General features: G+C 71.9%; 20 protein-coding genes and 1 pseudogene. 9 read left to right on the forward strand and 12 right to left on the reverse strand.

Features of this window, described 5'->3' with window-relative positions; translation table 11 throughout:
* Window positions 1-19 precede the first annotated feature (19 nt).
* Genes ACTWQI_RS01000 through ACTWQI_RS01010 form a run of 3 tightly spaced genes read right to left on the reverse strand, consistent with a single transcriptional unit; the run spans window position 20 to window position 2927 of the window.
* Window positions 20-1237, reverse strand: a complete 1218-nt coding sequence (locus tag ACTWQI_RS01000; RefSeq protein ID WP_443266456.1) for a bifunctional RNase H/acid phosphatase — start codon at window positions 1235-1237, stop codon at window positions 20-22.
* 5 nt (window positions 1238-1242) lie between these two features.
* Complete coding sequence (locus ACTWQI_RS01005; protein WP_443267137.1) at window positions 1243-1986, reverse strand: zinc ribbon domain-containing protein; 744 nt, start codon at window positions 1984-1986, stop codon at window positions 1243-1245.
* The gene (locus tag ACTWQI_RS01010; protein WP_443266458.1) at window positions 1983-2927 is read right to left on the reverse strand and encodes a Nif3-like dinuclear metal center hexameric protein; all 945 of its coding nucleotides are present in this window, start codon (window positions 2925-2927) and stop codon (window positions 1983-1985) included. Before ACTWQI_RS01010 ends, ACTWQI_RS01005 begins: the two co-directional genes overlap by 4 nt.
* Window positions 2928-3238: 311 nt before the next feature.
* Here ACTWQI_RS01010 and ACTWQI_RS01015 point away from each other — a divergent pair, with 311 nt between their 5' ends.
* Window positions 3239-4465: a hypothetical protein gene (locus ACTWQI_RS01015; protein ID WP_443266459.1), complete on the forward strand. Its 1227-nt coding sequence runs from the start codon at window positions 3239-3241 to the stop codon at window positions 4463-4465.
* A 450-nt stretch (window positions 4466-4915) separates the two neighbouring features.
* Here ACTWQI_RS01015 and ACTWQI_RS01020 read toward each other — a convergent pair whose 3' ends face one another.
* The 3 genes from ACTWQI_RS01020 to ACTWQI_RS01030 form a co-directional block, all read right to left on the reverse strand.
* Entirely contained in the window at window positions 4916-6001 is a 1086-nt protein-coding gene (locus ACTWQI_RS01020) for a 3-oxoacyl-ACP reductase (protein ID WP_443266460.1), read from the reverse strand.
* Window positions 5883-6968 carry a Zn-dependent alcohol dehydrogenase gene (locus ACTWQI_RS01025; RefSeq protein ID WP_443266462.1) on the reverse strand — a complete coding sequence of 362 codons (1086 nt, stop codon included), beginning with the start codon at window positions 6966-6968 and terminating at the stop codon, window positions 5883-5885. The genes ACTWQI_RS01020 and ACTWQI_RS01025 overlap by 119 nt, the downstream gene beginning before the upstream one ends.
* Window positions 6969-7179: 211 nt before the next feature.
* Window positions 7180-8052: a MaoC/PaaZ C-terminal domain-containing protein gene (locus ACTWQI_RS01030; RefSeq protein WP_443266464.1), complete on the reverse strand. Its 873-nt coding sequence runs from the start codon at window positions 8050-8052 to the stop codon at window positions 7180-7182.
* Window positions 8053-8427: 375 nt separating this feature from the next.
* On the opposite strand from ACTWQI_RS01030, the gene ACTWQI_RS01035 reads away from it, so the two are divergent.
* The 5 genes from ACTWQI_RS01035 to ACTWQI_RS01055 all read left to right on the forward strand — a co-directional run bounded on the left by ACTWQI_RS01035 (window position 8428) and on the right by ACTWQI_RS01055 (window position 12829).
* Entirely contained in the window at window positions 8428-9078 is a 651-nt protein-coding gene (locus ACTWQI_RS01035) for a class I SAM-dependent methyltransferase (protein WP_443266466.1), read from the forward strand.
* Window positions 9079-9343: 265 nt separating this feature from the next.
* Entirely contained in the window at window positions 9344-10303 is a 960-nt protein-coding gene (locus ACTWQI_RS01040; protein ID WP_443266468.1) for an N-acetylmuramoyl-L-alanine amidase, read from the forward strand.
* Between the two features lie 176 nt (window positions 10304-10479).
* Window positions 10480-11268, forward strand: coding sequence for a hypothetical protein (locus ACTWQI_RS01045; RefSeq protein WP_443266470.1), 789 nt, complete (start codon window positions 10480-10482; stop codon window positions 11266-11268).
* A gap of 190 nt (window positions 11269-11458) precedes the next feature.
* Entirely contained in the window at window positions 11459-12469 is a 1011-nt protein-coding gene (locus tag ACTWQI_RS01050; protein WP_443266471.1) for an LLM class F420-dependent oxidoreductase, read from the forward strand.
* A gap of 66 nt (window positions 12470-12535) precedes the next feature.
* Window positions 12536-12829: a hypothetical protein gene (locus ACTWQI_RS01055; RefSeq protein ID WP_443266472.1), complete on the forward strand. Its 294-nt coding sequence runs from the start codon at window positions 12536-12538 to the stop codon at window positions 12827-12829.
* 27 nt (window positions 12830-12856) lie between these two features.
* Here the strand turns inward: ACTWQI_RS01055 and ACTWQI_RS01060 are convergent, their stop codons facing one another.
* The 3 genes from ACTWQI_RS01060 to ACTWQI_RS01070 form a co-directional block, all read right to left on the reverse strand.
* On the reverse strand, window positions 12857-13945 hold the full coding sequence (locus ACTWQI_RS01060) for a prenyltransferase (RefSeq protein ID WP_443266473.1): 1089 nt from the start codon (window positions 13943-13945) through the stop codon (window positions 12857-12859).
* Entirely contained in the window at window positions 13942-14703 is a 762-nt protein-coding gene (locus ACTWQI_RS01065; RefSeq protein ID WP_443266474.1) for a methyltransferase domain-containing protein, read from the reverse strand. Before ACTWQI_RS01065 ends, ACTWQI_RS01060 begins: the two co-directional genes overlap by 4 nt.
* A 129-nt stretch (window positions 14704-14832) precedes the next feature.
* Window positions 14833-16218, reverse strand: a complete 1386-nt coding sequence (locus tag ACTWQI_RS01070; RefSeq protein WP_443266476.1) for a glycosyltransferase family 4 protein — start codon at window positions 16216-16218, stop codon at window positions 14833-14835.
* A 253-nt stretch (window positions 16219-16471) separates the two neighbouring features.
* On the opposite strand from ACTWQI_RS01070, the gene ACTWQI_RS01075 reads away from it, so the two are divergent.
* Both ACTWQI_RS01075 and ACTWQI_RS01080 read left to right on the forward strand, forming a co-directional pair.
* Entirely contained in the window at window positions 16472-17098 is a 627-nt protein-coding gene (locus ACTWQI_RS01075; RefSeq protein ID WP_443266477.1) for a TetR family transcriptional regulator, read from the forward strand.
* A gap of 506 nt (window positions 17099-17604) precedes the next feature.
* On the forward strand, window positions 17605-18210 hold the full coding sequence (locus tag ACTWQI_RS01080; protein ID WP_443266479.1) for a response regulator transcription factor: 606 nt from the start codon (window positions 17605-17607) through the stop codon (window positions 18208-18210).
* A gap of 5 nt (window positions 18211-18215) precedes the next feature.
* On the opposite strand, the gene ACTWQI_RS01085 is transcribed toward ACTWQI_RS01080, so the two are convergent.
* Entirely contained in the window at window positions 18216-19502 is a 1287-nt protein-coding gene (locus ACTWQI_RS01085; RefSeq protein WP_443267139.1) for an RNA-guided endonuclease InsQ/TnpB family protein, read from the reverse strand.
* 113 nt (window positions 19503-19615) lie between these two features.
* Here ACTWQI_RS01085 and ACTWQI_RS01090 point away from each other — a divergent pair.
* Window positions 19616-19678 (forward strand): annotated as a pseudogene (locus ACTWQI_RS01090) (hypothetical protein); the annotation flags it as partial.
* 315 nt (window positions 19679-19993) lie between these two features.
* On the opposite strand, the gene ACTWQI_RS01095 reads toward ACTWQI_RS01090, so the two are convergent.
* Together ACTWQI_RS01095 and ACTWQI_RS01100 are read right to left on the reverse strand one after the other, a co-directional pair.
* Window positions 19994-21781, reverse strand: coding sequence for an ATP-binding cassette domain-containing protein (locus ACTWQI_RS01095; RefSeq protein ID WP_443266480.1), 1788 nt, complete (start codon window positions 21779-21781; stop codon window positions 19994-19996).
* The gene (locus ACTWQI_RS01100) at window positions 21778-23658 is read right to left on the reverse strand and encodes an ABC transporter ATP-binding protein (protein ID WP_443266482.1); all 1881 of its coding nucleotides are present in this window, start codon (window positions 23656-23658) and stop codon (window positions 21778-21780) included. The genes ACTWQI_RS01095 and ACTWQI_RS01100 overlap by 4 nt, the downstream gene beginning before the upstream one ends.
* Between the last annotated feature and the right edge of the window lie 38 nt (window positions 23659-23696).

Here is a 23696-nt window from a genome sequence, read left to right on the forward strand (position 1 = left end):
CCGAGGCGTCACGCCAGGCTCACCGCAGATGGTTCGTGTCGTTCAGCAGGCGCACCGACGCGTTGCCGTCCGCGTAGTACGCCACCGCCGACAGGGACGCCGCCGACAGCTCCATGCGGAACACCGACTCCGGGGGCGCGCCCAGGGCCAGGCGGACCAGGACCTTGATCGGGGTGACATGGGTGACCAGCAGGACCGTACGCCCGGCATAGCGCGCCAGCAGCTTGTCGCGGGAGAGCGCGACGCGCCGCGCGACCTGTGCGAAGCTCTCGCCGCCGCCCGTCGGCGCGGCCTTCGCCGAAGCCAGCCAGGCGTCGAGGTCCTCCGGGTGGCGCTCCCGTACCTCCGCGAACGTCAGGCCCTCCCAGGCTCCGAAGTCCGTCTCCCGCAGCCCTTCGTCGATACGGACCTCCAGCCCGAGCCGTGCCGCCGCGATCTCCGCCGTCTCGTGGCAGCGGCGCAGCGGCGAGCTGACGATCGCCTGGATCGTGCCCCGCGCGGCGAGCACCGCCGCGACCTGTTCGGCCTGGCGGCGACCTGCGGGCGAGAGCTCCGGGTCCTTGCCGCCGCTGCCGGAGAACCGCTTCTCGCGTGTCACCTGGGTCTCGCCGTGCCGGAGCAGGACGAAGGTGGTGGGCGCGCCCAGGTCCGCGGTGGCGGCCCAGCCGACCGGGGCGGCCTTGGGCTCGGCGAGCGGCGCCGGCACCGCCTCCGGGACCGCCTCCTCCACCGGAACCGCCGCCCCCTCCGGCGCGCCCAGCGGTCGTGGCACGCTCTCCAGCGCCGCCGTCGACCGCGAGGCCTCCCACTGCCGCCCGGCCCTGCCCGCGTCCATCGCCTCGTTCGCGAGCCGGTCCGCGTGCTTGTTCTTCTCCCGCGGGATCCACTCGTACGAGATCCGGCCGGGCGGAAAGATCGACTTGGCCTCGGCGGCCAGCGGGCGCATGTCCGGGTGCTTGATTTTCCAGCGCCCCGTCATCTGCTCGACGACGAGCTTGGAGTCCATCCGCACCCGGATCTCCGCCTCGGGGTCGAGCGCGTGGGCCGCCCGCAGACCGGCGATCAGTCCCCGGTACTCGGCCACGTTGTTCGTCGCCGTGCCGAGGTACTCCGCGGCCTCGGCGAGCGGCTCGCCCGATGTCGCATCGAGGACCACCGCGCCGTAGCCGGCGGGTCCGGGGTTGCCCCGGGAACCGCCGTCCGCCTCGACGATGAAGCGTCGACTCCGGCGACTCATCGGAGCTACAGCCCCGATTCGGGCGTCCGGACCAGGATGCGGCGGCAGTTCTCGCACCGCACCACCTCGTCCGGGGCGGCGGCCCGCACCTCGTTCAGCTCGGTGATGGCCAGTTCCTGGCGGCAGCCCTCGCAGCGCCGCTGGTAGAGCCGGGCCGCGCCGACGCCGCCCTGCTGCCCGCGCAGCTTCTCGTAGAGCTTCATCAGGTCGGCCGGGACGGCTGCCGCCACGACCTCGCGCTCCTTCGTCACGGCCGCGACCTCGCCGTCGATCTCCTGCTGCGCCGCGTCCCGCCGCCCCGTCGCGTCGGAAACCTTGGCCTCGACGGATCCCACGCGCTCGGTCAGCTCACCGACCCGCTCCTGTACCGACTCACGGCGCTCCATCACCTCCAGGACGATGTCCTCGAGGTCGCCCTGGCGCTTGGCGAGGGAGGCGATCTCGTGCTGGAGGTTTTCCAGGTCCTTCGGCGAGGTCACCGCCCCGGAGTCGAGCCGGTGCTGGTCGCGAGCGGCGCGCTGGCGCACCTGGTCCACGTCCTGCTCCGCCTTGGTCTGCTCGCGGGCGGTGTCGCTCTCCTCGGTCTGGGCGGCGACCAGCAGGTCGCGCAGCTGTGCGAGGTCGGCGTTCAGGGTGTCGAGCTCCGCGTGCTCCGGCAGGCTCCGGCGCTTGTGCGCGAGCTGCGTGAGACGGAGATCGAGCGCCTGGACGTCGAGCAGGCGGATCTGGTCGGCGGACGCGGCGTTCAGTTGGGGGCTCCAGATGAATCGTGGGGACGAGTGGTACGGGGGTCGGTCTCGTCGACCGAGTCGACCGAGGGGGAGGAGGCGGCACCGGGACGGGCGGTGTCCCGGCTTCCGGGACGAGGGGACGCGGCGTGCGCGGTCCAGGGGTCGGTGACCGTACGGGAGATGTGGGTTCGCAGGTTCCAGCCGTGCCGGTCGGAGATTTCGTCGAGCTGCGCGGCCGCCTGCTCGATCCAGGGCCACTCGGTGGCCCAGTGCGCGGCGTCCACCAGACCCAGCGGGCTCTGCTGCTGGGCCTCGGACGCGGGGTGGTGTCGCAGATCGGCGGTCACGTATGCGTCGACCCCCGCCGCCCGCACTTCGTCGAAGAGGCTGTCACCGGAGCCGCCGCAGACGGCGACCCTGACGACCCTGCCCTCGGGGTCGCCCGCCATGCGGACGCCCTGCGCCGTGGCGGGCAGCCGGGCCGCGACCCGCTCGGCGAAGGAGGCGAGCGTCATCGGCTCGTCGAGCTCGCAGATCCGGCCCAGGCCGCGGCGGCCCGCCGGATCGGCCGGGTCCGGGACGAGCGGGCCGGTGACCCTCAGGTCGAGGGCGCCCGCGAGGGCGTCGGAGACGCCGGGGTCGGCTCGGTCGGCATTGGTGTGCGCCACGTGCAGGGCGATGTCGTTCTTGATCAGCGTGTGTACGACCCGGCCCTTGAAGGTCGCGGCCGCGACCGTCGTCGTTCCGCGCAGATAGAGCGGGTGATGGGTGACCAGCAGATCGGCCCCGAGCTTCACGGCTTCGTCGGCGATCTCCTGGACGGGGTCGACGGCGAAGAGGACTCGTCGCACCTCAGCGTCCGGGTCTCCGCAGACCGTCCCGACGGCGTCCCAGTCCTCAGCCCGCTCCGGGGGCCAGAGGGCGTCGAGCGCGGCGATGACTTCAGGCAATGCGGGCACGGGTGAGAGGTTACCTCGCAGGGGTGCACCCGCGAGCGGCCGCGGGGGCCCGATGGCCTGATGACTGCCCGCCCGACGCTCGGCCGGGGCCGCGGGGCCTGCCGTACGGCCGTCTCCTGAGGCAAAGCCTGCCTCGAGCTCCCCCAGACTCCGTCCCCCAGGGGGACCCTCATCACGCGGCACGAGCACAACCGGCCCCCGGCTCTCAGCGGAACCGGATCAGAGCCACCCGTATGTGTGAAGTCGTTGCAACTCACGTTCGTCGGCTGGAAGTGCGAAAACTAGCTTCGGTCGCCGGAGGTGATGCTGTGATGACGGCCTGTGCACTCGAGACCGCCACGGAAGCAGGCGGCACGGCGCGACAGGCGCGACCGGCACCGATGACCATCGCCGCGGACCACAGTTACGCGGCGCGGCTGGTGAGAGGTGCCGAGCCGGAGAGCTGGTTCCCCGAACGCTGGACGCTGGACGGCCCGGAGCCGTACGCCGTGCCGCTGCCCCTCGCCCAGCCGGAGGAACCCGACAGCGACGTGCTGCCGCTCGCCGACGGCCGGGTGCTGATCCGCCGCCGCGTCGCGGACCGGCACCTGCTCGCCCTCCTCTACCCGACCGATCCCGGCACCGGCGAACTGCCGCTCGGCACGGTCGAATGTGAGCGGCTCACGCTGCTGCCGCCCGCACCCGGCGGCTCCCTCGCGTACGCCCTGGCACCCGGCGAGCGGTCCACCGCGCTGTGGCTCGTGCACGGGGGAGGCACCGGCCCGGAGCGCGTGGCCGAGCTGCCGGGCCGGTGCAGCGGTGGCGCATGGCTGGACCGTACGGGCCGGATGCTCGCCCTCGATCAGGAGTCGGCGGACGGCAGGGTGAAGGCCGTCGCCGTGGATCTGGGCCGCGGCGGCGAGACCAGCGCTCTGCTGCAGATCACCGAGGAGAGCAACGACCGTCTGCTGATGGCCGATCCGGACAGCGGGCTGCTCCTCGTACGGTCCGACGCGGCCGGGCACGACCGACTGGGCTGGGGGGTGCTCGGCAGCAGGCGGCCGGTGCGCTTCCCGGAGGCGCTACGGCTCGCGGGCGCAGCGGTCACGCCCTTCGCCATACAGCCGGGGCAGATGCTGATGCCGGAGAGCTGCGGGGTGGCGCTGCGAATCGACGGGGCATCCGTTGAGGGTGGCGGCGGGCTGGGGGTACCTCCCAGGGGGCACCGCCCAGCGATAGCTGGGGGAGGTAGCTGGGGGAGGGTGGGAATTTGGCGGCCGTCCGAGCGGCAGTTGCGCCAACTGCCCGCGCCTGACGGCTGGCTGGCGGGAGCCGGGCTGTGGACGACGAAGGGCGAGCTGCGGCTGCCGTACGCGACGGCGGATGTGCCGTGCGGGCTGGCGCGAGTGGCCGCGGTGACGGAACCCGCGCCACAGGCCCCGCAGGCAAGGCCCGCACAAGCGCGGGATTGCGCACCGGCCTCGGCAGCGAATCCGGCCGGACCGCTGCCCCTGCGGCCGATCCCGTTGCAGCAGGCGCCCATGGCCAGGGCCCGGTAGCTGCGCGATCATCACCCTGGTTAAACTCGGTGTGGGGGCTCCGCAGCTGCACCGACCGGGCACCGAAGGGTGCTCACCGGTCTCGTGTGGGGTGCTGGTTGACGCGCGGTCACACGCTGCGAGCACCCCATGCGCACAGCACGAAGCGATACGACGGGGTGACATCCCACATGTCCGAAACACGGGCCGACACCACCGAAGCTCCCACACCGGGGTCCCCCACGCCCCAGCCCAAGGGCGCCTCTGCCCGGACCTCGACGGGCCGCGGCAGGCACCGGGGCCAGGCGGCATCCGAGGACAGCCAGTCCCCGGCCCACGGCCGCCACCGCCGCCCGGACCAGGCATCCTGAGCCGACACCGATGTCATCCCGGCCCGGCTCGTCAAGGCCGGGCCGGGACGGTCGGCACGGGGTCAGTTGGCCCGGGCCGGCATGGGTCGGTACGGGCCGGCTATCCCTTCTTCAGCCGGAGAACCTCCACCGCGGCGAAGGTCTCGTTCGGTGGGCGTTCCGCGAAGTACGGGGTCAGCAGCTCGTCGAGCTCCTCATGGCCGAAGACGTCCTTCGCCGTGTCGAACTTCGCGGCCACCTTGGGCCGTTCGACGATCGCGACCATCCCGCCGTGCACCACGAACAGCTGCCCGTTGATCTGCGCGGCGGCCGGCGAGGCGAGATAGCCGACGAGCGGCGAGACGTGCTCGGGAGCGAGCACGTCCAGCGCTCCGTCCGCCGGTTCCCCGCCGCCCTGCGGCGCCGGTGCGGTCGCGAAGACGTCCTCGGTCATACGGGTCCGGGCGCGCGGGCAGATGACATTCGCTGTCACCCCGTACTTACCGAGCGCCAGCGCGGTCGAGGTGGTCAGCCCCACGATGCCGCCTTTGGCGGCCGCGTAGTTGGGCTGACCCGCCGACCCCGCCAGGAAGGCCTCCGACGAGGTGTTCACGATCCGGCCGTAGACCGGGCCTCCCGCCGCCTTCGACTTTTCGCGCCAGTACGCCGCGGCGAAGTGCGTGGTGTTGAAGTGGCCCTTCACATGCACCCGGATCACCGCGTCCCACTCCTCCTCGGTCATCGAGAAGATCATCCTGTCGCGCAGGATGCCCGCGTTGTTGACCAGGATGTCGAGCGAGCCGTAGGTGTCGACGGCGAGCCGGACCAGCGCCCGCGCCTGCTCGAAGTCGGCCACGTCGCCGAGGTGGGCCACGGCCTGCCCGCCCTCGGCCCGGATCTCGGCGACCACCTCCTCGGCCGGGGCGGCCGAGGCCTCGCCCGTACCGTCCCGCCCCGGCCGGCCGAGGTCGTTGACGACCACGTTCGCGCCCAGGCGGGCGAGCTCCAGGGCTTCGGCGCGCCCGAGCCCGCGTCCACCGCCCGTGACGACGGCCGTCCTGCCGTGCAATGACATACGCGTCGTCCTCTCAGATCTCGATGCAGGTGCGCAGCGCCTCACCGGTGCGCATCTGGTCCAGCGCGTCGTTGATCTCGGCCAGTTGGACCCGGTGGGTGATGAGGCTTGCGAGGTCGATGCGGCCGGCACGCCACAGGGCGATGGCGCGCTCGTACGACCGGAGCACGTCCCCGCCGCCGTACATCGACGGCAGGATCCGCTTCTCGTCGAAGAACAGCTCGAACATGCTGACCTGGAAGAAGTCGTCCATCGCACCCGCGCCGACGATGCACAGCGTGCCTCCGCGGCGCGTGGTCTCGTAGGCCGTGCGAGCGGTGGCGGACTTGCCGACGACCTCGAAGACGTAGTCGAAGCCCTCTCCCCCGGTGATACGGGCCTTGGCATCCGCCAGCTCCTCCGGTGACACCGACTCGGTGGCGCCGAAGCGCAGCGCCGCGTCGCGCCGGGAGGCGACCGGGTCGACGGCCACGATCTGCGCCGCACCGGATGCCCTGGCCCCCTGGATGGTGCTGATGCCGACGCCGCCGCAGCCGATCACCGCCACGGACGAACCGGCCTCGACCTTGGCCGTGTTGAGCGCGGCGCCGAGGCCGGTGGTGACGCCGCAGCCGATGAGCGCCGCGATGTCGAACGGCACGTCGTCGGGGATCGGCACGGCGCACCCCGCTCCGACGACCACTTCCTCGGTGAAGGTGCCGGTTCCCGCGAAGCCGAAGACGTCCTCGGGACTCCCGCCGGAGCGCTTGAAGTTGGGGGTGCCCGCGTTCATGAAGCCGGCCAGGCAGAGGTGCGGCTGGCCGCGCTTGCACGAGGGACACGCGCCGCAGGCGGGCAGCCAGCAGACCAGGACGCGGTCGCCTTGCTGGACGTTCGTCACGCCGTCGCCGACGTCGATGACCTCGCCCGCGCCCTCGTGGCCGGGGATGAACGGGGCGGGCTGGGGCAGTACGCCGTTCATCGCGGAGACGTCGGAGTGGCACAGACCGGTGGCCCGGATGCGCAGCCTGACCTTCCCGGGGCCGAACCCCACCGCCTCGATGTCGTCGAGCACCTCGAGCTTGTCCTGCCCAATCTCGTGCTGTACGGCTGCGCGCACGGTGTACTCCCTTCACTATTTCCCTCCCCAGCCCAGAGGGCTTGGGAGGCTTTGACATCAGCGGCTGATGCCGCAGGACCCGCCCGCGCTCCCCAGCGGCGCGGGCTCTCTCGGCGCGAAGCACCGGGCGACGGGTGGGGCCCGGCGGACGCGGGTGCAGGTCGCTCCCCCAGCTAACGCTGGGTGGTGCCCCCAGGGGGTACCCCCAGGCTCAGCCGTGCTCGATCACCGTGTCGGCGAGGACGGGGGCGTCGTCCCGGTCGACCGCGGTGACCGACACCTGTACGCGCCCCTCGTCCCGCCACATCCGGATGCGCAGGGTCTCGCCCGGGTACACGACTCCGGCGAAGCGCGTGGTGTACGCCCGCACCCGGGACACATCGCCGTCGAGCGCCGTGTCCACGACGGCCTTGAGCGTGATGCCGTAGGTGCACAGGCCGTGCAGGATCGGCTTGTCGAAGCCGGCGAGTTTGGCGAACTCGGGGTCGGCGTGCAACGGGTTCCAGTCTCCGGAGAGCCGGTAGAGCAGCGCCTGGTCCTCGCGGACGGGGCGCAGCGCGGTGCGGTCCGGCTCCCGGTCGGGGAGTTCGAGCCGCTCGGACGGCCCCCGCTCGCCACCGAAGCCGCCCTCACCGCGTACGAAGATCAGCGTGTCGCTGGTCCACAGCGGCCCATCCTCGTCGGCGGCGTCGGAGCGCAGCACGATGACGGCCGCCTTCCCCTTGTCGTACACGGCGGCGATCCGCGAGGTCTGGACCGCTCGTCCCTCGACCGGGATCGGGCGGTGCAGCTCCAGGCGCTGGCCGCCGTGGAGCACCGCGGCGAGGTCGACGTCGATGCCGGGCGTCGAGAGCCCGCCGGCCGCGGCGAGGGCGCCCCCGGCCACGGTCGCGAAGCTGGGCAGGACGTGCAGTCTGCTCTCCAGGGTGTAGCGGAGCTCGTCGGGGTCGGTGGCCGGGCCGTCCTTGTCCGGGTTCGCACCCGCGCCGATGCCGAGGTGGTAGAGCTGAATGTCCTTGTGTCCCCAGACGAGATCCGTCCGGCAGGGCTCGGCCGAGAGGGCTCGTCCGACGTCGATGGGCATCGGGGGCTGCTCCTTCGCCACGGTGGGGTGCTGAAGACCCCGGCACGGCCGTCCGCACCGTCGTCGTACCGGGGTCGATTCCGGTCGGCCCGAACGCGCCCGGACATGCCGCCTAGAACGCGTTCTAGCTGATGGCACCCATGTATAACGCACCCCTCAGCAGTTGGGAAGACTGCTGACGGCATGTCAGATAGCCGAGCCGCCGCTGCCGGATGCCCGCCGTCGTACGGCGATACGACCCGGCCGACGGGCCGCGGACGCCGGGGGCCCGGAGGTCCCGCCGGGCGCGGAGCGGCCCCGCCCGCAGCCTGCCCCACCCCGTCCGGCAGCATGGGTGGCCGGAGCAGCACCCACCGCACGACCAGGAGGAAGGCCATGGGCCTGAGCCCCAAGCCGGAGATTCTCGCCGCCTTCGAAGCGGCCAAGGGCTTCATGCCGACCGACGAGGGGCTGGCCCTGTACGCCGCGGCGGTCGAGGCGTCGGCGCTGGGCCTGCCCCTCCTCGAGGTCGGCACCTACTGCGGCCGCTCCACCGTCCTGCTCGCCGACGCCGCCCGGGAGGCCGGAACCGTCGCCGTCACCGTCGACCACCACCGTGGCTCGGAGGAGCAGCAGCCGGGCTGGGAGTACCACGACACGTCCGTCGTCGACCCCGACACCGGCCGGATGGACACGCTGCCGACCTTCCGCCGCACGCTGCACCGCGCGGGCCTGGAGGACCACGTCGTGGCGGTCGTCGGGCGCTCACCGCAGGTCGCGGCGCTCTGGACCACGCCACTCGGCCTGGTCTTCATCGACGGCGGCCACACCGACGAGCACGCCACGGCCGACTACGAGGGCTGGGCCCCGCATGTCGCCGAGGGCGGCCTCCTGGTCATCCACGACGTGTTCGCGGACCCGGCAGACGGCGGGCAGGCGCCGTACCGCGTCTACCGCCGCGCCCTCGGCTCGGGCGCCTTCACCGAGGTCTCCGCCACGCGCTCCCTCCACGTGCTGCGCCGCGTGGCCGGGTCCAGTACGCCATAGCCGGCGGCGGGCAGCTGAGCGACACGGACAGGGGCTAGGTCCTGTCCGGTCGGTCAGGCCGGATCAGCGAGCGGCGTCTGGTGCAGGGGGCACCTCCCAGCGATAGCTGGGGGAGCATCGCAAGGCGGAGGAGGGAGTCCACGCGGTGGGGGCACCTCCCAGCGGTAGCTGGGGGCCATCGGCGACCGACGACAACGCGGCGACGTGCGGTGCCAGGCGTCGCGAGCCCGGCATGATCGGCCGGACAGGGGCTAGCATCGCGGACGTGTCGAACGGCAGCTTCCCGCCCGCGTCTCGGCCGCTTCGCGGCCACACCCTGCTCGTCGTGCTCGCCACGCTTGTACCGCTGGGCTTCGCCGGGTGGCTGATGTGGCAGGTGGCGGCTGCCGGATCGGACCACGCGGGCGGCGACAGGCCCTCGCCGCCGCCCGCGGACAACCGGCCCTCGAGCCAACCCTCGGCCACCCGGACCACCTCGGCCCCACCCAGGACCACAAAACCGCCCACGTCCGGCACACCGGAGCAACCCACCCGCCCGCGGACCGGCCCCCTCTCCGGCAAGGTCGTCGTCATCGACCCGGGCCACAACCCCGGCAACCGCGATCACTCCCGGGAGATCGCCCGCCGGGTGGACGTCGGCACCCACCGCAAGGAGTGCGACACCACCGGTACGTCCACCAACGACGGCTACACCGAGGCCGCCTTCACCCTCGACCTCGCGCGCCGGATCCGACCGCTCCTCGAGCGGCAGGGCGCGAAGGTCGTGTTCACGCAGGACGACGACCGTCCGTACGGCCCGTGCGTGGACGAACGGGCGCGGATCGGGAACAAGGTGAAGGCCGACGCGGCCGTCTCCATCCATGCCGACGGCTCGGGAGCGGGGAACCGCGGCTTCCATGTGATCCTCCCCGCGGCCGTGAAGCGGGGCGACGCCGACACCTCGGCCATCGTCGGACCGTCACGTGCGCTGGGCGAGCGGATCGCGGGGCGATTCGTCCGCGAGACGGGCAGCCGCCCCTCCGACTACGTCGGCGGCGGTACGGGGTTGAAAGTCCGCTCCGACCTCGGCGGGCTCAACCTCTCGACCGTCCCCAAGGTCTTCATCGAGTGCGGCAACATGCGCGACCCGCAGGACGCCGCCCAACTCAAGAGCAAGAAGTGGCGCCAGCGCGCGGCACAGGGCATCACTGATGGCATCCGGAGTTTCCTGAAAAGGAAGGCATAGCCCAAGGAACAGGGAATTTCCCAGGTAAATGGAGCAGCGCCGACCTCTTCGACCTCGGGACACCCCTGGACACCGGCCGATAGATTCATCCGTACGATGGGGAGCCACCCCCGCGCCACGCCCCGCGCGTACCGGCGACAGCGACGACGGCAGATCGAGACTGAGAAGGACTTCACGTGAACATCCGCTCCCTCACTCGAGGCGACGGCGTGGTGATCGGAGCAGCGGTGTTGCTGTTCATCGCCTCGTTCCTCGACTTCTACTCCTGTGACGGCCCGCTGTGCCGCGAAGTCCCGTCCACGTGGGACTCCCGGCTCTTCCCGGTACTTCCGTCGATCTTCCTCGCCGGTCTGATCGCCGCCGGGCTGATCGTGTCCGCCCGCTTCCAGCCCGCGGAGCGCAAGATCCTCGGGCTCGGCCTCGAGCAGTGGGGCATGGCACTCGCCGTGTTCGCCGCCTGGACCGCACTGTGGACGCTCATCGGAGGCGGGGACGTCGACAAGGGCTCCGGCCAGATCCTCGGAGTGATCGCCACTCTCGTCCTGGTCGCGGGCGCGCTGCTGCCCGCCCGCGTGCCCGCCCTCAAGGCCCCGCTCCTCCCGGCCCCCCGGCAGCAGCAGGCCCCATCCCCGTACGGCGTCAACCCGAACCCGGGCTACGGCTACCCGGCACAGCAGGGCGCCCCGTCCGGGTACGGCGCGCAGCCGGGCGGAGCACAGCCGTACGGCGGCCAGCATCCGGGGCAGCCCGGGCCCGCCGGCGGCGGCGACTTCGCACCCTTCTGGTTCGCGGTGCCGGTAGCCCGGCCGCTGTACGCCGAGGACGGCTCGCCCACGCCGGTGGCCGAGCTCGCGCCCGGCACCTGGTACCTCGCGGTCGACCAGCGCGGCCCGGCGCTCGTCGCGCAGACGCAGGACGGCCGGCGCGGCATCCTCCAGGACACCAGCGGTATCCAGCGCGGCTGATCCGCTCACGTACGCGGAACCGGCACGGCCCCTCGACCCGTCGCGGGTGAGGGGCCGTTGTCTTGTGCGGGCGCACCCCTTACAGTCCTGACGGCCCGTCAGTTAATTCGGCTCGAGGAATCGAGCCCGGCCGCGCTTGAGGACACCGCCCGCAGCGCGGCACCGGCAACGCACCACCGGAGGTACCCGCATGCGGCTCGGCCTCGCACTCGGCTACTGGGGTCGCGGTCCCGATCCCGCGCACGTCGAACTCGCCGTCGTGGCCGAGCGGCTCGGCTACGACTCCGTCTGGACCGCCGAGGCCTGGGGCTCCGACGCCTTCACCCCGCTGACCTGGATCGCCGCCCGCACCTCCCGGATCAAGCTGGGCACGGCGGTGGCGCAGATGGCCGCCCGCACGCCCACGGCCACCGCGATGCACGCGCTCACCCTCGACCACCTGTCCGGCGGCCGGATGATGCTCGGCCTCGGCCTGTCCGGTCCACAGGTGGTCGAGGGGTGGTACGGGCGTCCGTTCCCGAAGAGCCCGCTCACCGCGACCCGTGAGTACGTGGACGTGATCCGCCAAGTCCTGCGCCGCGAGGCGCCGGTGGAGCTGGACGGGCGGTACCACTCCCACCCCTACGCCGGTCCGGACGGCACCGGCCTCGGCAAACCCCTCAAGCCGATCACCCACCCGGTCCGAGCGGACCTGCCGGTGCTGCTCGGCGCGGAGGGCCCGAAGAACATCGCCCAGACGACCCGGATCGCCGACGGCTGGCTCCCCCTCTACTGGTCCCCGCTGCGCACGGACGTGTACCAGGCCTCGCTGGAGGACGTCCCGGAAGGCTTTCTCATCGCGCCCATGGCCCGGGCCCAGGTGTGTGCGAGCGTGGCCGAGGGTCTGCGGCCGGTGAAGGCGATGCTCGGTTTCTACATCGGCGGGATGGGGCACGCGGCCCGGAACTTCCACGCTGATCTGATGGCCCGCATGGGCTTCGAGGCGGAGGCGCGGCGCGTCCAGGAGCTCTTCCTGGACGGCCGCCGCGCGGAGGCGATCGACGCGGTGCCGGACGCCTTCGCCGATGAGATCTCCCTCGTCGGCCCGCAGGAGCGGATCGCGGAACGCCTGGAGCTCTGGCGCAAGGGGCCGGTCACGGACCTCCTGGTCACCGCCCCCGACCCGGACACGCTCCGGGTACTGGCGGAACTGAACGGATGATCTTCCGCCTTCGTACCGTCGGTGCGCGAAAGGTTTCGGCCACTGGAGACCGGCAACAACTTGGGCATGCCCCTTCAGAGAAGCGCCTGGACCAAACCCGCTGCTTCGGTCATCACCGCCATCGCGGACATCGCGGCCGTGATCCTCGGCCTGTGGATCTTGATGTTCATCCTGGACGCCAACCCGGCAAACGACTTGGTGAGCTTTGTCGAGGACGCCGCCGACTGGCTGGCGAGCTGGTCGCGCGACCTCTTCACCATGGACACGGACTGGCTGCGCGTGCTGCTCAACTACGGCATCCCGGCCGTGCTGTACCTCTTCGTGGGGCACGGCATCGCCCGCCGCCTCCGCCAGCTCTGATCCGGGGATTCGGGCCCGAGGCCCGGCTCAGCAGCAGTCCGGTTCCAGCCCCGACGGCAACCGCTCGCCTCCGAAGACTGCCGTGGTCGCCTCGTCTCCGCCGAGCGCGGCCACGGCGAGCAGCAGAGCGCCCGCCGTCCAGGTGGTGAGCTCCTCCGGCCAGACCGCCTCGTCCTCGAAGACGTACCCCGTCCAGTACATGCCGTTGTCGGCGCGCAGATGCCGGATCGACCGGAGGATCTCCACGGCCCGCTCGGACTCGCCCATCGCCCAGAGCGCGAGGGCGAGTTCGGCGCTCTCCCCGCCCGTCACCCACGGCCGGTCGGCCACGCACCGCACGCCGAGTCCGGGCACGACGAAGCGGTCCCAGTCCGCCTCGATCCGCTCCTTCGCCTCGGGTCCGGTGACCGCCCCGCCCAGGACCGGGTAGTACCAGTCCATCGAGAAGCGGTCCTTGTCGAGGAAGCGCTCGGGGTGGTGGCAGATCGCATGGCGGAGCCAGCCCGCCGCCAGCTCCCAGTCCGGCTGGGGCTCGCCGATCTCCTCGGCGACGGCCAGGGCGCAGCGCAGCGCCTGGTGGATCGAGGACGACCCGGTGAGCAGGGCGTCGGTCACCGGCGTGCCCCCGTCCTCGGGGGACTCGCGCTTCCAGCCGATCTGTCCGCCGGGCTGCTGCAGCGCCAGCACGAACTCCACGGCCGCGTACACGGTGGGCCACAGCGCCTCCAGGAAGGCGTCGTCGCCCGTGGAGAGATAGTGGTGCCAGGCGCCGACGGCGATGTAGGCGACGAAGTTGGTCTCGCGGCCGCGGTCGGTCGGCTCGTCCGCGTTCCCGTCGGCGTACGCCGCGTACCAGGAGCCGTCCGGGTTCTGGTGCCGGGCGAGCCAGCGGTACGCGGCTTCGGCGCGCTCGTGCTCGCCCGCGGCGTCCAGCGCCATGGCGGCCTCGATGTGGTCCCACGGGTCGAGGTGGTGACCGCGGAACCACGGTATGGCGCCGTCCGGCCGCTGTACGGCGAGAATGCCGGCCACCGTCACCGCGGCCTGCTCGGCGTTGAGCACGCCGGGCAGGACCAGGCGTTCGGTGCGCCCCGGCCCCCGGCGATGCGCCGTCACGCGCCGACCCCCGCCCCGTCCCCGCCGGTCACGGACGCCTCCGGCAAGTGCGGCTTGGTCGCGTACGCCACGAAGCTCTTGCCGATGAGCGGGTTGAGGGCGCGCTCGGCGACCCGGGTGGCCAGCGGCTTCTTCATGATGTCCCAGACCAGCAGCTTGTGGTACGCCTGCACGGGCAGCGCCTGGTCGTTGTCGACGCCGAAGGCGCACTTGAGCCACCAGTACGGGGAGTGCAGCGCGTGGGCGTGGTGGGTGCCGTACGGTCGCAGGCCCGCCTCGCGCATCTTCCGCAGCAGCTCGTCGGCGCGGTAGATCCGGATGTGGCCGCCCTCGACCTCGTGGTAGGCGTCGGAGAGCGCCCAGCAGATCTTCTCGGGCCCGTAGCGCGGCACCGTCACCGCGATCCGGCCGCCGGGCCTGAGCACCCGCACCATCTCGGCGAGCACACCCTTGTCGTCCGGGATGTGCTCCATGACCTCGGAGATGATCACGACATCGAAGCTGTCGTCGGGGAAGGGCAGGGCGAGCGCGTCACCCTCCATGGCCGTGGCGGTCGCGCCCGCCGGGGCCTCCCCGGCCTCCTGCATGGCGGTGAACCACTTGGCGACCTCGCGGATCTCCTCCCCGTTGCGGTCGAGGGCCACGACCTGCGCTCCGCGCCGGTAGCACTCGAAGGCGTGCCGGCCTGCGCCACAGCCGAGATCGAGCACGCGGTCGCCCGGGGCGAGCGGGAAGCGGGTGAAATCGACGGTCAGCACGGTTCTACTTTCATCGGGCGGGTCATGGGCGTGGCCGGGGTCCGGTCCCGGGCGTCGGCCGTCGGCGTCTGCGGCGGCCTCGACCGTTCGTCGGCTTCAAGCTCCGCCACCGGGCCGGGGCGGCCCGGTCTAGATGCGCCGGCGGGACAGTTGGGCGGCCGCGGAGCGCTGGGCGTGCGCCGTCCCGCCCTGCACCGCGATGGCCTCGCGGTATCGCTCCACGGTGCCGACGGCGGCCTGGTGCCAGGTGAAGCGGGCGAGCACCCGCTCCCGTCCGGCGGCGCCGAGCCTGCGCCGCAGCTCGGCATCGTCGAGCAGGCGGCCGAGGGCGGCGGCCAGGGCCCCCGCATCACCGGGCGGTACGGCCAGACACGTCTCGCCGTCGCGGCCGGCGACCTCGGGGATGGCACCACCGGTGGTGGCGATCAGCGGGGTGCCGGTCGCCATGGCCTCGGCGGCGGGCAGCGAGAAGCCTTCGTAGAGGGACGGCACGCAGGCCACCTCTGCGCTGCGCACCAGATCGACCAGCTCCTGGTCGGTGATGCCCTTGACGAAGTCGACCGCCCCGTCGAGCCCGTAGCGCTCGATGGCGGCGGCCACCGGACCGTCCTCGGCACGCCTGCCGACGACGACGAGATGAGCCCGGGGATTCTCGGTGCGCAGCTTGGCCAACGCCTCGACGAGGTGGATCAGGCCCTTGAGGGGGACGTCCGCGCTGGAGGTCGTGACGATCCGGCCGGGGATCCGGGGGACGGACGGGTCCGGGGAGAACAGCTCGGTGTCCGCGCCGATGGGTACGACGTGGATCCGGTTCTCCGCGACGCCCAGATGGTCGACGATCTCCTGTCGCGAGGAGCCGGAGACGGTGAGGACCGACGGCAGCCGCCGGGCGACGCGCCTCTGCATGCGCGTGAAGCCGTACCAGCGGCGTACGGAGGCGCGGCGCTTCCAGCCGGTGGCGGCGTCCAGGTCCAGGCGGCGGTCGACGGTGATCGGGTGGTGGACGGTGGTGACGAGCGGGAAGCCGAGCCGGTCCAGGCCGAGCAGGCCGTATCCGAGGGTCTGGTTGTCGTGGACGACGTCGAACGCACCGCGGCGGGCGGCGAGATGACGGCGGGCGCGGAGGCTGAAGGTGAGCGGCTCGGGGAAGCCCCCGGTCCACATCGTGGCGACCTCGAGGGCGTCGATCCAGTCCCGGATCTCCTCGCGCCGCGGGGTGCGGAACGGGTCGGGTTGGCGGTAGAGGTCGAGGCTGGGCAGCTCGGTGAGGCCGAGCCCACCGGGGCCCGACGACGCGTCGAGGACGGGGTACGGCTGCGCGCCGATGACCTCGACGGTGTGACCGAGCCGGGCCAGTTCGCGGGAGAGGTGGCGTACGTACACACCCTGACCGCCGCAGAAGGGGTTGCCCTTGTACGTCAGCAGCGCGATGCGCAGGGGGCGGTCGCCGTCGTCGGTCGCGGATGCCCCGGCCGGGGGGCGGAGCACGGCTGCCTGTACGGCCTCAGCGGTCACTCAGGCCCCCTTCTCACTGCGGTTGCGCCGGAGCGTAACTGCTCGCGCTAATCTAGAACAAGTTACAGACTTGATCGCTCGAGGAGCTCCGAATCTACCGGCAGGTAGCGAAGCAGCAGAGGGCCGGATCAGGTGATTCACGCCACGGCCCGACCCCCGTCGCGCCGTCCGGATCGGATGATTCGCGCCACCACGCGCCCCCTGCCATGCTGTCCGGACCACTCCCTTGGCCGGATGTCACGGAATGGGAAACATGACCACGGAATCCAACTCGCCCGCTGCGCCCCTGACGGAGCGCCAGGAGGCGCGGCGCCGTCGGATCCTGCACGCGAGCGCCCAGCTGGCCAGCCGCGGCGGCTTCGACGCCGTGCAGATGCGTGAAGTCGCCGAGATCTCGAGCGTCGCTCTCGGGACGCTCTACCGCTACTTCCCGTCCAAGGTGCACCTTCTGGTGGCCACCATGCAGGACCAGCTCCAGCACCTGCACGAGACGCTGCGCAAGCGCCCGCCGACCGCGCAGGAGCCGTCCGCCCGGGTCGCGGAGACCCTGATGCGGGCCTTCCGCGCGATGCAGCGCGAGCCGCACCTCGCGGATGCGATGGTCCGCGCCCTCACCTTCGCGGACCGCTCGGTGAGCCCGGAGGTGGACACCGTCTCCCGGCTGACCACCGCCATCATCCTGGACGCCATGGGACTGGAGGCCCCGCCCACCCCCGAGCAGCTCTCGGCGGTCCGGGTCATCGAGCACACCTGGCACTCGGCCCTGGTCACCTGGCTCTCCGGCCGCGCGTCGATCGCCCAGGTGAAGATCGACATCGAGACCGTGTGCCGCCTGATCGACATCACGGCACCGCAGCGCCGAGAGTCGGCTTCACCGTAGCGCCGGCCGCCGTACGGGCTGCTGGCCAGAGGTGGCGCACCGTCGCCGCGTCTGGGAACGCCGAAGGCCCGGGTCATCGACCCGGGCCCCGCTTGGGGTCGCCCGTCAAGGACTCTTGCGCACCATCCACTCCCCCCGGAGCAAGTGCGGTCGAAGCCTCTGCTGACGTCCAAGCCTTATCCGCGGTTTTCGCGTTGTTTCGCTCTGCGCACCATGCAAGCGCACCGAACGAACTCGAGCAAGGATTTCCCCAATACCTCGAGGAACATACTTCGGGACCGCGATCTGCTCACTACACCGGGGAACTCGCCCCGTTAGATGCGGACAGACACGGCGAACCGGACACCCCCGGAGCGTTCCCGACGGCACATCGGGTGCCTCGCCGATGTGCCGACCGTCGGCCGATTTGTCGTGCGCGCACCCTTGACGAACCCGGTATGAATTGACCTCGGGACGACGTGCTCGAACCAAATGACCGGTACGCGGAGGGCTGGAGGGGCAATACGTTGATCCGGGTTCTTCTGGTGCACGACACGCATCTGTTGCGGTCGGCGCTGGTGGCACTGCTGGGGAAAGAGCGCGATCTCGACGTCGTACCGGCCTCGTGGCGCACCGCGCCCGGCCGCGCGCGGTCCCTGCAACCACACGTGTGCGTCGTGGACGTGGACTGTCCTGGCTCGGCGACGCTCTCCGCCGCCGCGGAGTTCATCAAGCACGCGGCAGACCGGGCCGGTGCTCTCCTCGTGCTCGCCACCGCCAGCCGTCCCGGCCTGCTGCGGCGCGCGTTCGACGCCCGGGCGCTGGGCTACGTCAACAAGGATGCGGGGCCGGAACGATTACTCGCGGCCATCCGGAAGGTCGCCTCCGGCGAGCGTTACGTCGACGACTCGCTCGCCTTCGACTTTCTGCAGGCCGCCGATATGCCCTTGACCCCGCGCGAGCTGAGCGTGCTGTCGCTCGCCGCCGAAGGTGCCTCGGTCTCCGAGATCGCCGGGAGACTGCATCTGTCGCATGGCACCGTGCGCAACTACATGACCGCGATCACCCGCAAGACCGGGGCCCGCAACCGCGTCGACGCGATTCGCATATCGCAGGGGGCGGGATGGGTTTGACGTCCTCACCCAACTGAAGCTGGGTGATTCCCGCCTGCCCCGCCGCCGTAAGCGGCGGGGCTTCGGGTGGGTTCCTGCTTCGACGAGCCCCGCCCCGGCTGGCGGGGTCTTACATGCTCTCCACAGACGTTTTGACGCTCCGCCTCCCGCCGCATCTCAGCAGCGAGTTTCCGTCCAGCGGCGCGTATGTTGGCCTCGGCGTTCTCGTCCCGGTCGTGGGTCGTTCCGCAATCGCACGTCCAAGTGCGGATATGGAGCTGGTCGCGTCCCTTCGGCCCAGTGAGCGCACCACACCGGGAGCAGAGCTGGGTCGAGGGGAACCAGCGGGAGACCTTGACGAAGATCCGTCCGTACCGTGCGCACTTGGCTTCGAGGGTGCGGGCGAACATACCGAGGGATTGGTCGTGGACGCTCTTGCCAAGCTTCCCGCGCCGGGTGCCCATGCCCTTCACGTTCAGCTCCTCCACGTAGGCCGCTTGGCTCTCACGGACTACCTGGATGGTTTCCTGCTCGATAAAGTCGCGCCGCTGGTCTGCGATGCGGGCATGGATCTTGGCGACAGCAAGTTTGGCTTTGCGCCGGTTGTTGGATCCTTTCTGGCATCGGGACAGCTTGCGCTGGGCCCGCTTAAGCTTGCGTTCCTGACGGCGGAAGAACTTCGGGGAGGCGATCTTCCTGCCGCGCAGGACGGCGTAGGAGGACAGGCCCAGGTCGATGCCGGTGTCGGTCTCTTCCGGGTCCAGTTCCGGGAGAGGCTTGTCGTCGGCCTCGACTACGAAGCTAGCGAAGTACCGGTCGGCCGGGTCCTTGATGACCGTGACCGAAGACGGGTCTGAGGGCAAGGGCCGGGACCAGCGGACCGCGATGTCGCCGATCTTCGGCAGACGCAGCTCCCCGCCAGGGGTGATCGAGAAGCGGGCGTTGGCGGTGAACCGGATTGCCTGCCTGGAGGTCTTTTTCTTCATCCTCGGCGGCCCCATCTTCTGGCCCTTACGGCTGCCGTCCTTCGAGGCGAAGAAGTTGCTATAGGCGGTCTCCAGGTCCCGCAGCGACTGCTGCAGCACCACAGCGGACACCTGGCCGAGCCAGGCCCGCTCCGGGGTCTTCTTCGCCTCGGTGATGACCTGCTTGGAAAGCTCGGCCGCCTTCGGACGCGGCAGACCCTGAGCGTAGGCGTCGCGCCGGAGGCGAAGGCCGTCGTTCCATACGACGCGGGCGCACCCGAACGCCTTCGCCAGCTCCACGCATTGAGAAGGGCTCGGGTACACGCGCATGTTGTACCGGAGCTTCATATCGATCACCGTACTATGAGATATCGCGGTATACAGCGGCATCCACGCTGCTTGTTCTCCTCCTCCATGGACTTGGTGTTGTGGCGAAGTCGAGGCGGAGTTGGTCGAGTTCAATGGCGGGCAACCACGTCCACCTGCTCGAGAACTTCCCGCCTACGATCGCCGTCTCGAAGCTGGTCAACTCCCTCAAGGGCGTCAGCTCGCGTGGCTCCGCCAGGAGTTCCCCGACCTCCCACGGCAATACTGGCGAGCGAACAAGCTGTGGTCCGGCTCCTACGTCGCCAGTTGGGTCGGCGGGGCCCGCTGGCGATCGTCCGCCCGTAGACAGAGCAGCAGAACGGCCCGTCCTGAGCCGAGGCCACCAGTGCAGATCCGTGCCTAATGCTGAGGTCAAAGGGTCCGAGACCCGCATCACCGCCGGGCTAAAGCTCGGCGCACTGCGAATGATCCCGGCGGCGGTATCTCTCAGGGGCGAGGGACGGCCGGCCGCGTCACCCGCGCCCGGCGTTCCAGTCGCCTACCAGATCCCGGTACAGAGCCGATGCGTCGAGCAGCTCGTGGTGGCGCCCGCAGACCGCCCGGGCGCCGTCCATGACCAGCACCCGGTCGGCCCTGCGGGCCGAACTGATGCGGTGGGCGACCACGATGAGGGTGCCGGGGCGTTCGGCGAAGGCGCGCTCCGCGCGCGCCTCCGCCACCGGGTCCAGCCCGCACGAGGCCTCGTCCAGCAACGTCAACGGGGCAGGGCAGAGATGGGCCCGGCCCAAGGCGAGGAGCTGCCGCTCACCCTGCGACAGGGCCCCGGGATCGACGACGGCGTCAAGCCCCCCGAGCCGGTGGACCAGCGGGCCGAGACCGACAGCCGCCACCGAGGCGTCCACGGCCGCGCTCGGCGCACCGTCCGGGCACAGATACAGCAGATTCTCGCGCACACTGCCGGTGAAGACGTACGCCTGCTGCGGGATCAACACGCGCAGCCGCGCCAGTTCGTCCGCCGCGCGCCCGCGCACCGGCTCGCCGTGCACCCGCACTTCGCCCCGGACGGGCTCCAGGAGTCCCGCGACGAGCCCGGCCAGAGTCGACTTGCCGATGCCGCTGGGTCCGACGACGGCCACATGCTCGCCAGGCTCGACGACGAGGTCGAGGTCGCGCAGTACGGGCTGCGCCCCCGCGCCGTACGCGAAGGTCAGCGACCGCAGTTCCACCCGCGCAGCGCCCGGACCGCGCAGCCCACCCGGCCGGGGCTGCGCCGCCGTCCCGCGACGGGGTACCTCGGCGGCAGCCGCGGCCGGGGGCGCGGTGAGCCGGTCAGCCACGGCCGGCGGTCCGGTGAGCCGGTCGAGGACCACCACCAGTCGCGTGCCCGCCGCCCCGAGCGCGGTCATCACCGTGCGCAGCGCGGGCAGCAGCACCTGGGTCAGATAGGTCAGCGCACCGAACAGCGCACCCGCCGTGACCCCTTGCCCGAGCAGCCACGGCGCGACGAGCAGCAGCAACACCAGCGGCAGATGTCCGGCCACGCCGAGCGCCAGTGAGCGTGCCGCGGCCCACCGGGCGAGTGCTCGCGCCGCCCGCGCTTCGGCCTCGATCAGCCGGCTCGCCTGCCCGGCCGTACGGTCCTGGGCGCCGCACGCCACGACGTCCCTCAGGCCGGCGGCCACCGCGCCGAACCCCATCGACAGCCCTTCGTCGGCCGCCAGGAACTCCCGCTGGCGGGCGGCCGTCGGGGCGAGCGCGGCCAGGAAGAGCAACAGGCCCAGCAGCAGCGGCGGCAGGACGACCAGCAGCAGGCGGGGCTCGAGCGCGGCCAGGCCGAGCAGCGCCCCGGCCGTCGTGAAGACGAAGGACCGGGCCACCAGGACCAGCCCCGCGAAGCTGTCCCGGGCGATCTCCGTCTGATGGGTGAGGCGGGAGACCACCGCGCTGTCCGCCCTGGCCGGTTCGGCAACCGCCTCCCGCAGGGCCCTGGACACCACCGTGCGCAGCAGCCCGTCGCGCAGCGGCTCGACCAAGTCGGCCAAGCCCCCGAACACCCCACGGCCCGCAAGGGCACCGACGACGATGGCCACCGCGGCCACGGACAGCCAGAGCAGTCCGACGCCGGTGTTCCCGGCCAGGAAGCCGCGGTCCAGGGCCTGGGCCACGCCGTAGCCGCCGAGGAAGCTGTGCGCCGACTCCAGCAGCGACCAGCCGCCGAGGGTGATCAGCACGCGTTTCCTGCGGCGCAGGAAACGCCATGCCTGCGGGAAGATCCGGTGCAGCGGCCCCCGCGCCGTCATCGGCCCCCGCTCTCGTCCACGGCGGCCCGGCTCTGGCCGGAGGTCTCGCCGACGTCCTGGCCGAAGCTCTCGCCCAAGTCCTCGTCGGACAACGCGTCGAAGAGCTCGTCGGGGCCCTCACTGGAGCCGGCGAACACCGCCCGGTAGTCCGGGAGTTCCCAGAGCATGTCGTGCGGCCCCACCGCGCGGACCCGGCCGTCCTCCAGCCAGGCGACCAGGTCCGCGCGGGCCGCGGAGGAGACCCGGTGCGCAATGAGCAGCCGGGTGCACGCCCGCACATCGCGCAACAGCGCCCGGCCCACCTCCCGTTCGGTCGTGCTGTCCAGACTCGAGGTGGCGTCGTCGAGCACCAGCAGCCGCCCGGGGTGCGCGAAGGCACGTGCCAGTCCGAGCCGTTGGAGTTCTCCGCCCGACAGCTGGGCGTCGGCGAGCTCGGTGGCGTATCCCCTGGGGAGCAGCCGGACGAAGCGGTCCGCGCCGGCCGCGCGGGCGGCCGCCTCGATCCGGCGGGCGGAGGGTTCGTACGCCCCGAACCCGATGGCCTCGGCGACGGTGTCGCCGAGCAGCGCGGGCCGTTCGAAGGCGTAGCCGATCTCCTGGCGCAGCTGGGCGGGGTCGGCTTCGGCCAGCGGAACTCCGTCCAGCAGCACCTGACCACTGTCGGGGTCGGCGAGCCGGCCGGCGACGGCGGCCAGTACGGACTTCCCCGCACCGGAGCGCCCGACCACGGCCATGGTCGTATTGCCCGGGACCACGAGGTCGACTCCGCGCAGCACCGGTGATCGTCCCCCTGGGGGCGCACCCCCAGCTGCGAGGGTTACCTGCCGCAGTTCGAGTCTGCCGGGGCCGCCCGCGGGCAGCGCCCGCCTCCCGTACCGCACCGGGGGCACGGCCAGCAGTTCAGCGATCCGCCCTGCGGCGGCGCGGCTGCGCACCAGTGCGGCCAACTGCCCGGTCACGGCGCCGATACCGGAGGCGAGCGCGGCGTATCGGGCGGCGGCCAGCAGCTCACCGGCGGTCATGCCCCCGGCGGCGAGCCGTACGCCGCCGACGGCGAGGACGGCGGTGGTCAGCAGTGGCATGAGGATTCCGCCCCGGACGACGGCCCGCCCGTACACCTGCCACATGCGCCGCCCCTGCGCCCCGAGTTCGGGCAGCGGTGCCAGGACCCGCCGGCGTTCGCGCTCTACGGTGCCCGCGGCGGCCACCGTACGGGCACCGCCGAGGGTCTCGACGAGACGGGCGGCTATGGTCCCCTGGATGTGCTGATAGCGCGCGACGCTGTCGGCGGAACCACGGGCGAAGGCCCGCAGCAGCAGGACGAGTAGGGGGAGACCGGCGCAGAAGACCGCGGCCGGCCAGATGTCGATCAGCGCCAGCGCGACCAGACCGCCGACCGGGGTGATGAGCGAGGCGAGCGCGGTGGCCGCGGTCGCGGGCGCGGTGCCGGCCTCGGCCGCGTTGCCGGTCAGCCGGGTGACCAGATCCCCGGGGACGAAGCGGGCGGCGCGGCTCGGCCCCACGGCCAGCAGGTGGCGCACGCCGAGCCGCCGCAACCAGGCCGTACTGCGGGCATGTGTGGTGCCGGTGGCGTACGCGACCAGGGCGTCGAGGACGACCTCCCCGGCGATCAGGGCGGCGCACGCCGCGAGCCAGCCGGGCAGATCGTCACCCCCGTCGAGGACGAGGTCGAGGATGCGCCCCAGCACGGTGGGCAGGGCGACGGCCACGGCGGAGGCGGCGGAGCCGAGCAGACAGAGCATCACGGTACGGCCCGCGCTGTGGCGGACCGTGCGGACCAGCAGGCGGTCGGCGTCCACGGCGGAGGAGGCAGGGTCGGTACCGCCGACACCTTTCATCCGGGGGTGCGTCGCCATGGGCGGTTACGTCCTCGCGTCGGTGGACCGGGATCTCA

The organism is Streptomyces sp. KR80, from assembly GCF_052245555.1.
GTDB lineage: Bacteria > Actinomycetota > Actinomycetes > Streptomycetales > Streptomycetaceae > Streptomyces.

Excerpts from the sequence above, each read along its gene's own strand:
- ACTWQI_RS01000 (WP_443266456.1), bottom strand. The coding sequence starts at position 1,237 with ATGAGTCGCCGGAGTCGACGCTTCATCGTCGAGGCGGACGGCGGTTCC.
- ACTWQI_RS01015 (WP_443266459.1), top strand. The coding sequence starts at position 3,239 with ATGACGGCCTGTGCACTCGAGACCGCCACGGAAGCAGGCGGCACGGCG.
- ACTWQI_RS01030 (WP_443266464.1), bottom strand. The coding sequence starts at position 8,052 with ATGCCCATCGACGTCGGACGAGCCCTCTCGGCCGAGCCCTGCCGGACG.
- ACTWQI_RS01035 (WP_443266466.1), top strand. The coding sequence starts at position 8,428 with ATGGGCCTGAGCCCCAAGCCGGAGATTCTCGCCGCCTTCGAAGCGGCC.
- ACTWQI_RS01050 (WP_443266471.1), top strand. The coding sequence starts at position 11,459 with ATGCGGCTCGGCCTCGCACTCGGCTACTGGGGTCGCGGTCCCGATCCC.
- ACTWQI_RS01055 (WP_443266472.1), top strand. The coding sequence starts at position 12,536 with ATGCCCCTTCAGAGAAGCGCCTGGACCAAACCCGCTGCTTCGGTCATC.
- ACTWQI_RS01075 (WP_443266477.1), top strand. The coding sequence starts at position 16,472 with ATGACCACGGAATCCAACTCGCCCGCTGCGCCCCTGACGGAGCGCCAG.
- ACTWQI_RS01085 (WP_443267139.1), bottom strand. The coding sequence starts at position 19,502 with ATGAAGCTCCGGTACAACATGCGCGTGTACCCGAGCCCTTCTCAATGC.
- ACTWQI_RS01095 (WP_443266480.1), bottom strand. The coding sequence starts at position 21,781 with ATGACGGCGCGGGGGCCGCTGCACCGGATCTTCCCGCAGGCATGGCGT.
- ACTWQI_RS01100 (WP_443266482.1), bottom strand. The coding sequence starts at position 23,658 with ATGGCGACGCACCCCCGGATGAAAGGTGTCGGCGGTACCGACCCTGCC.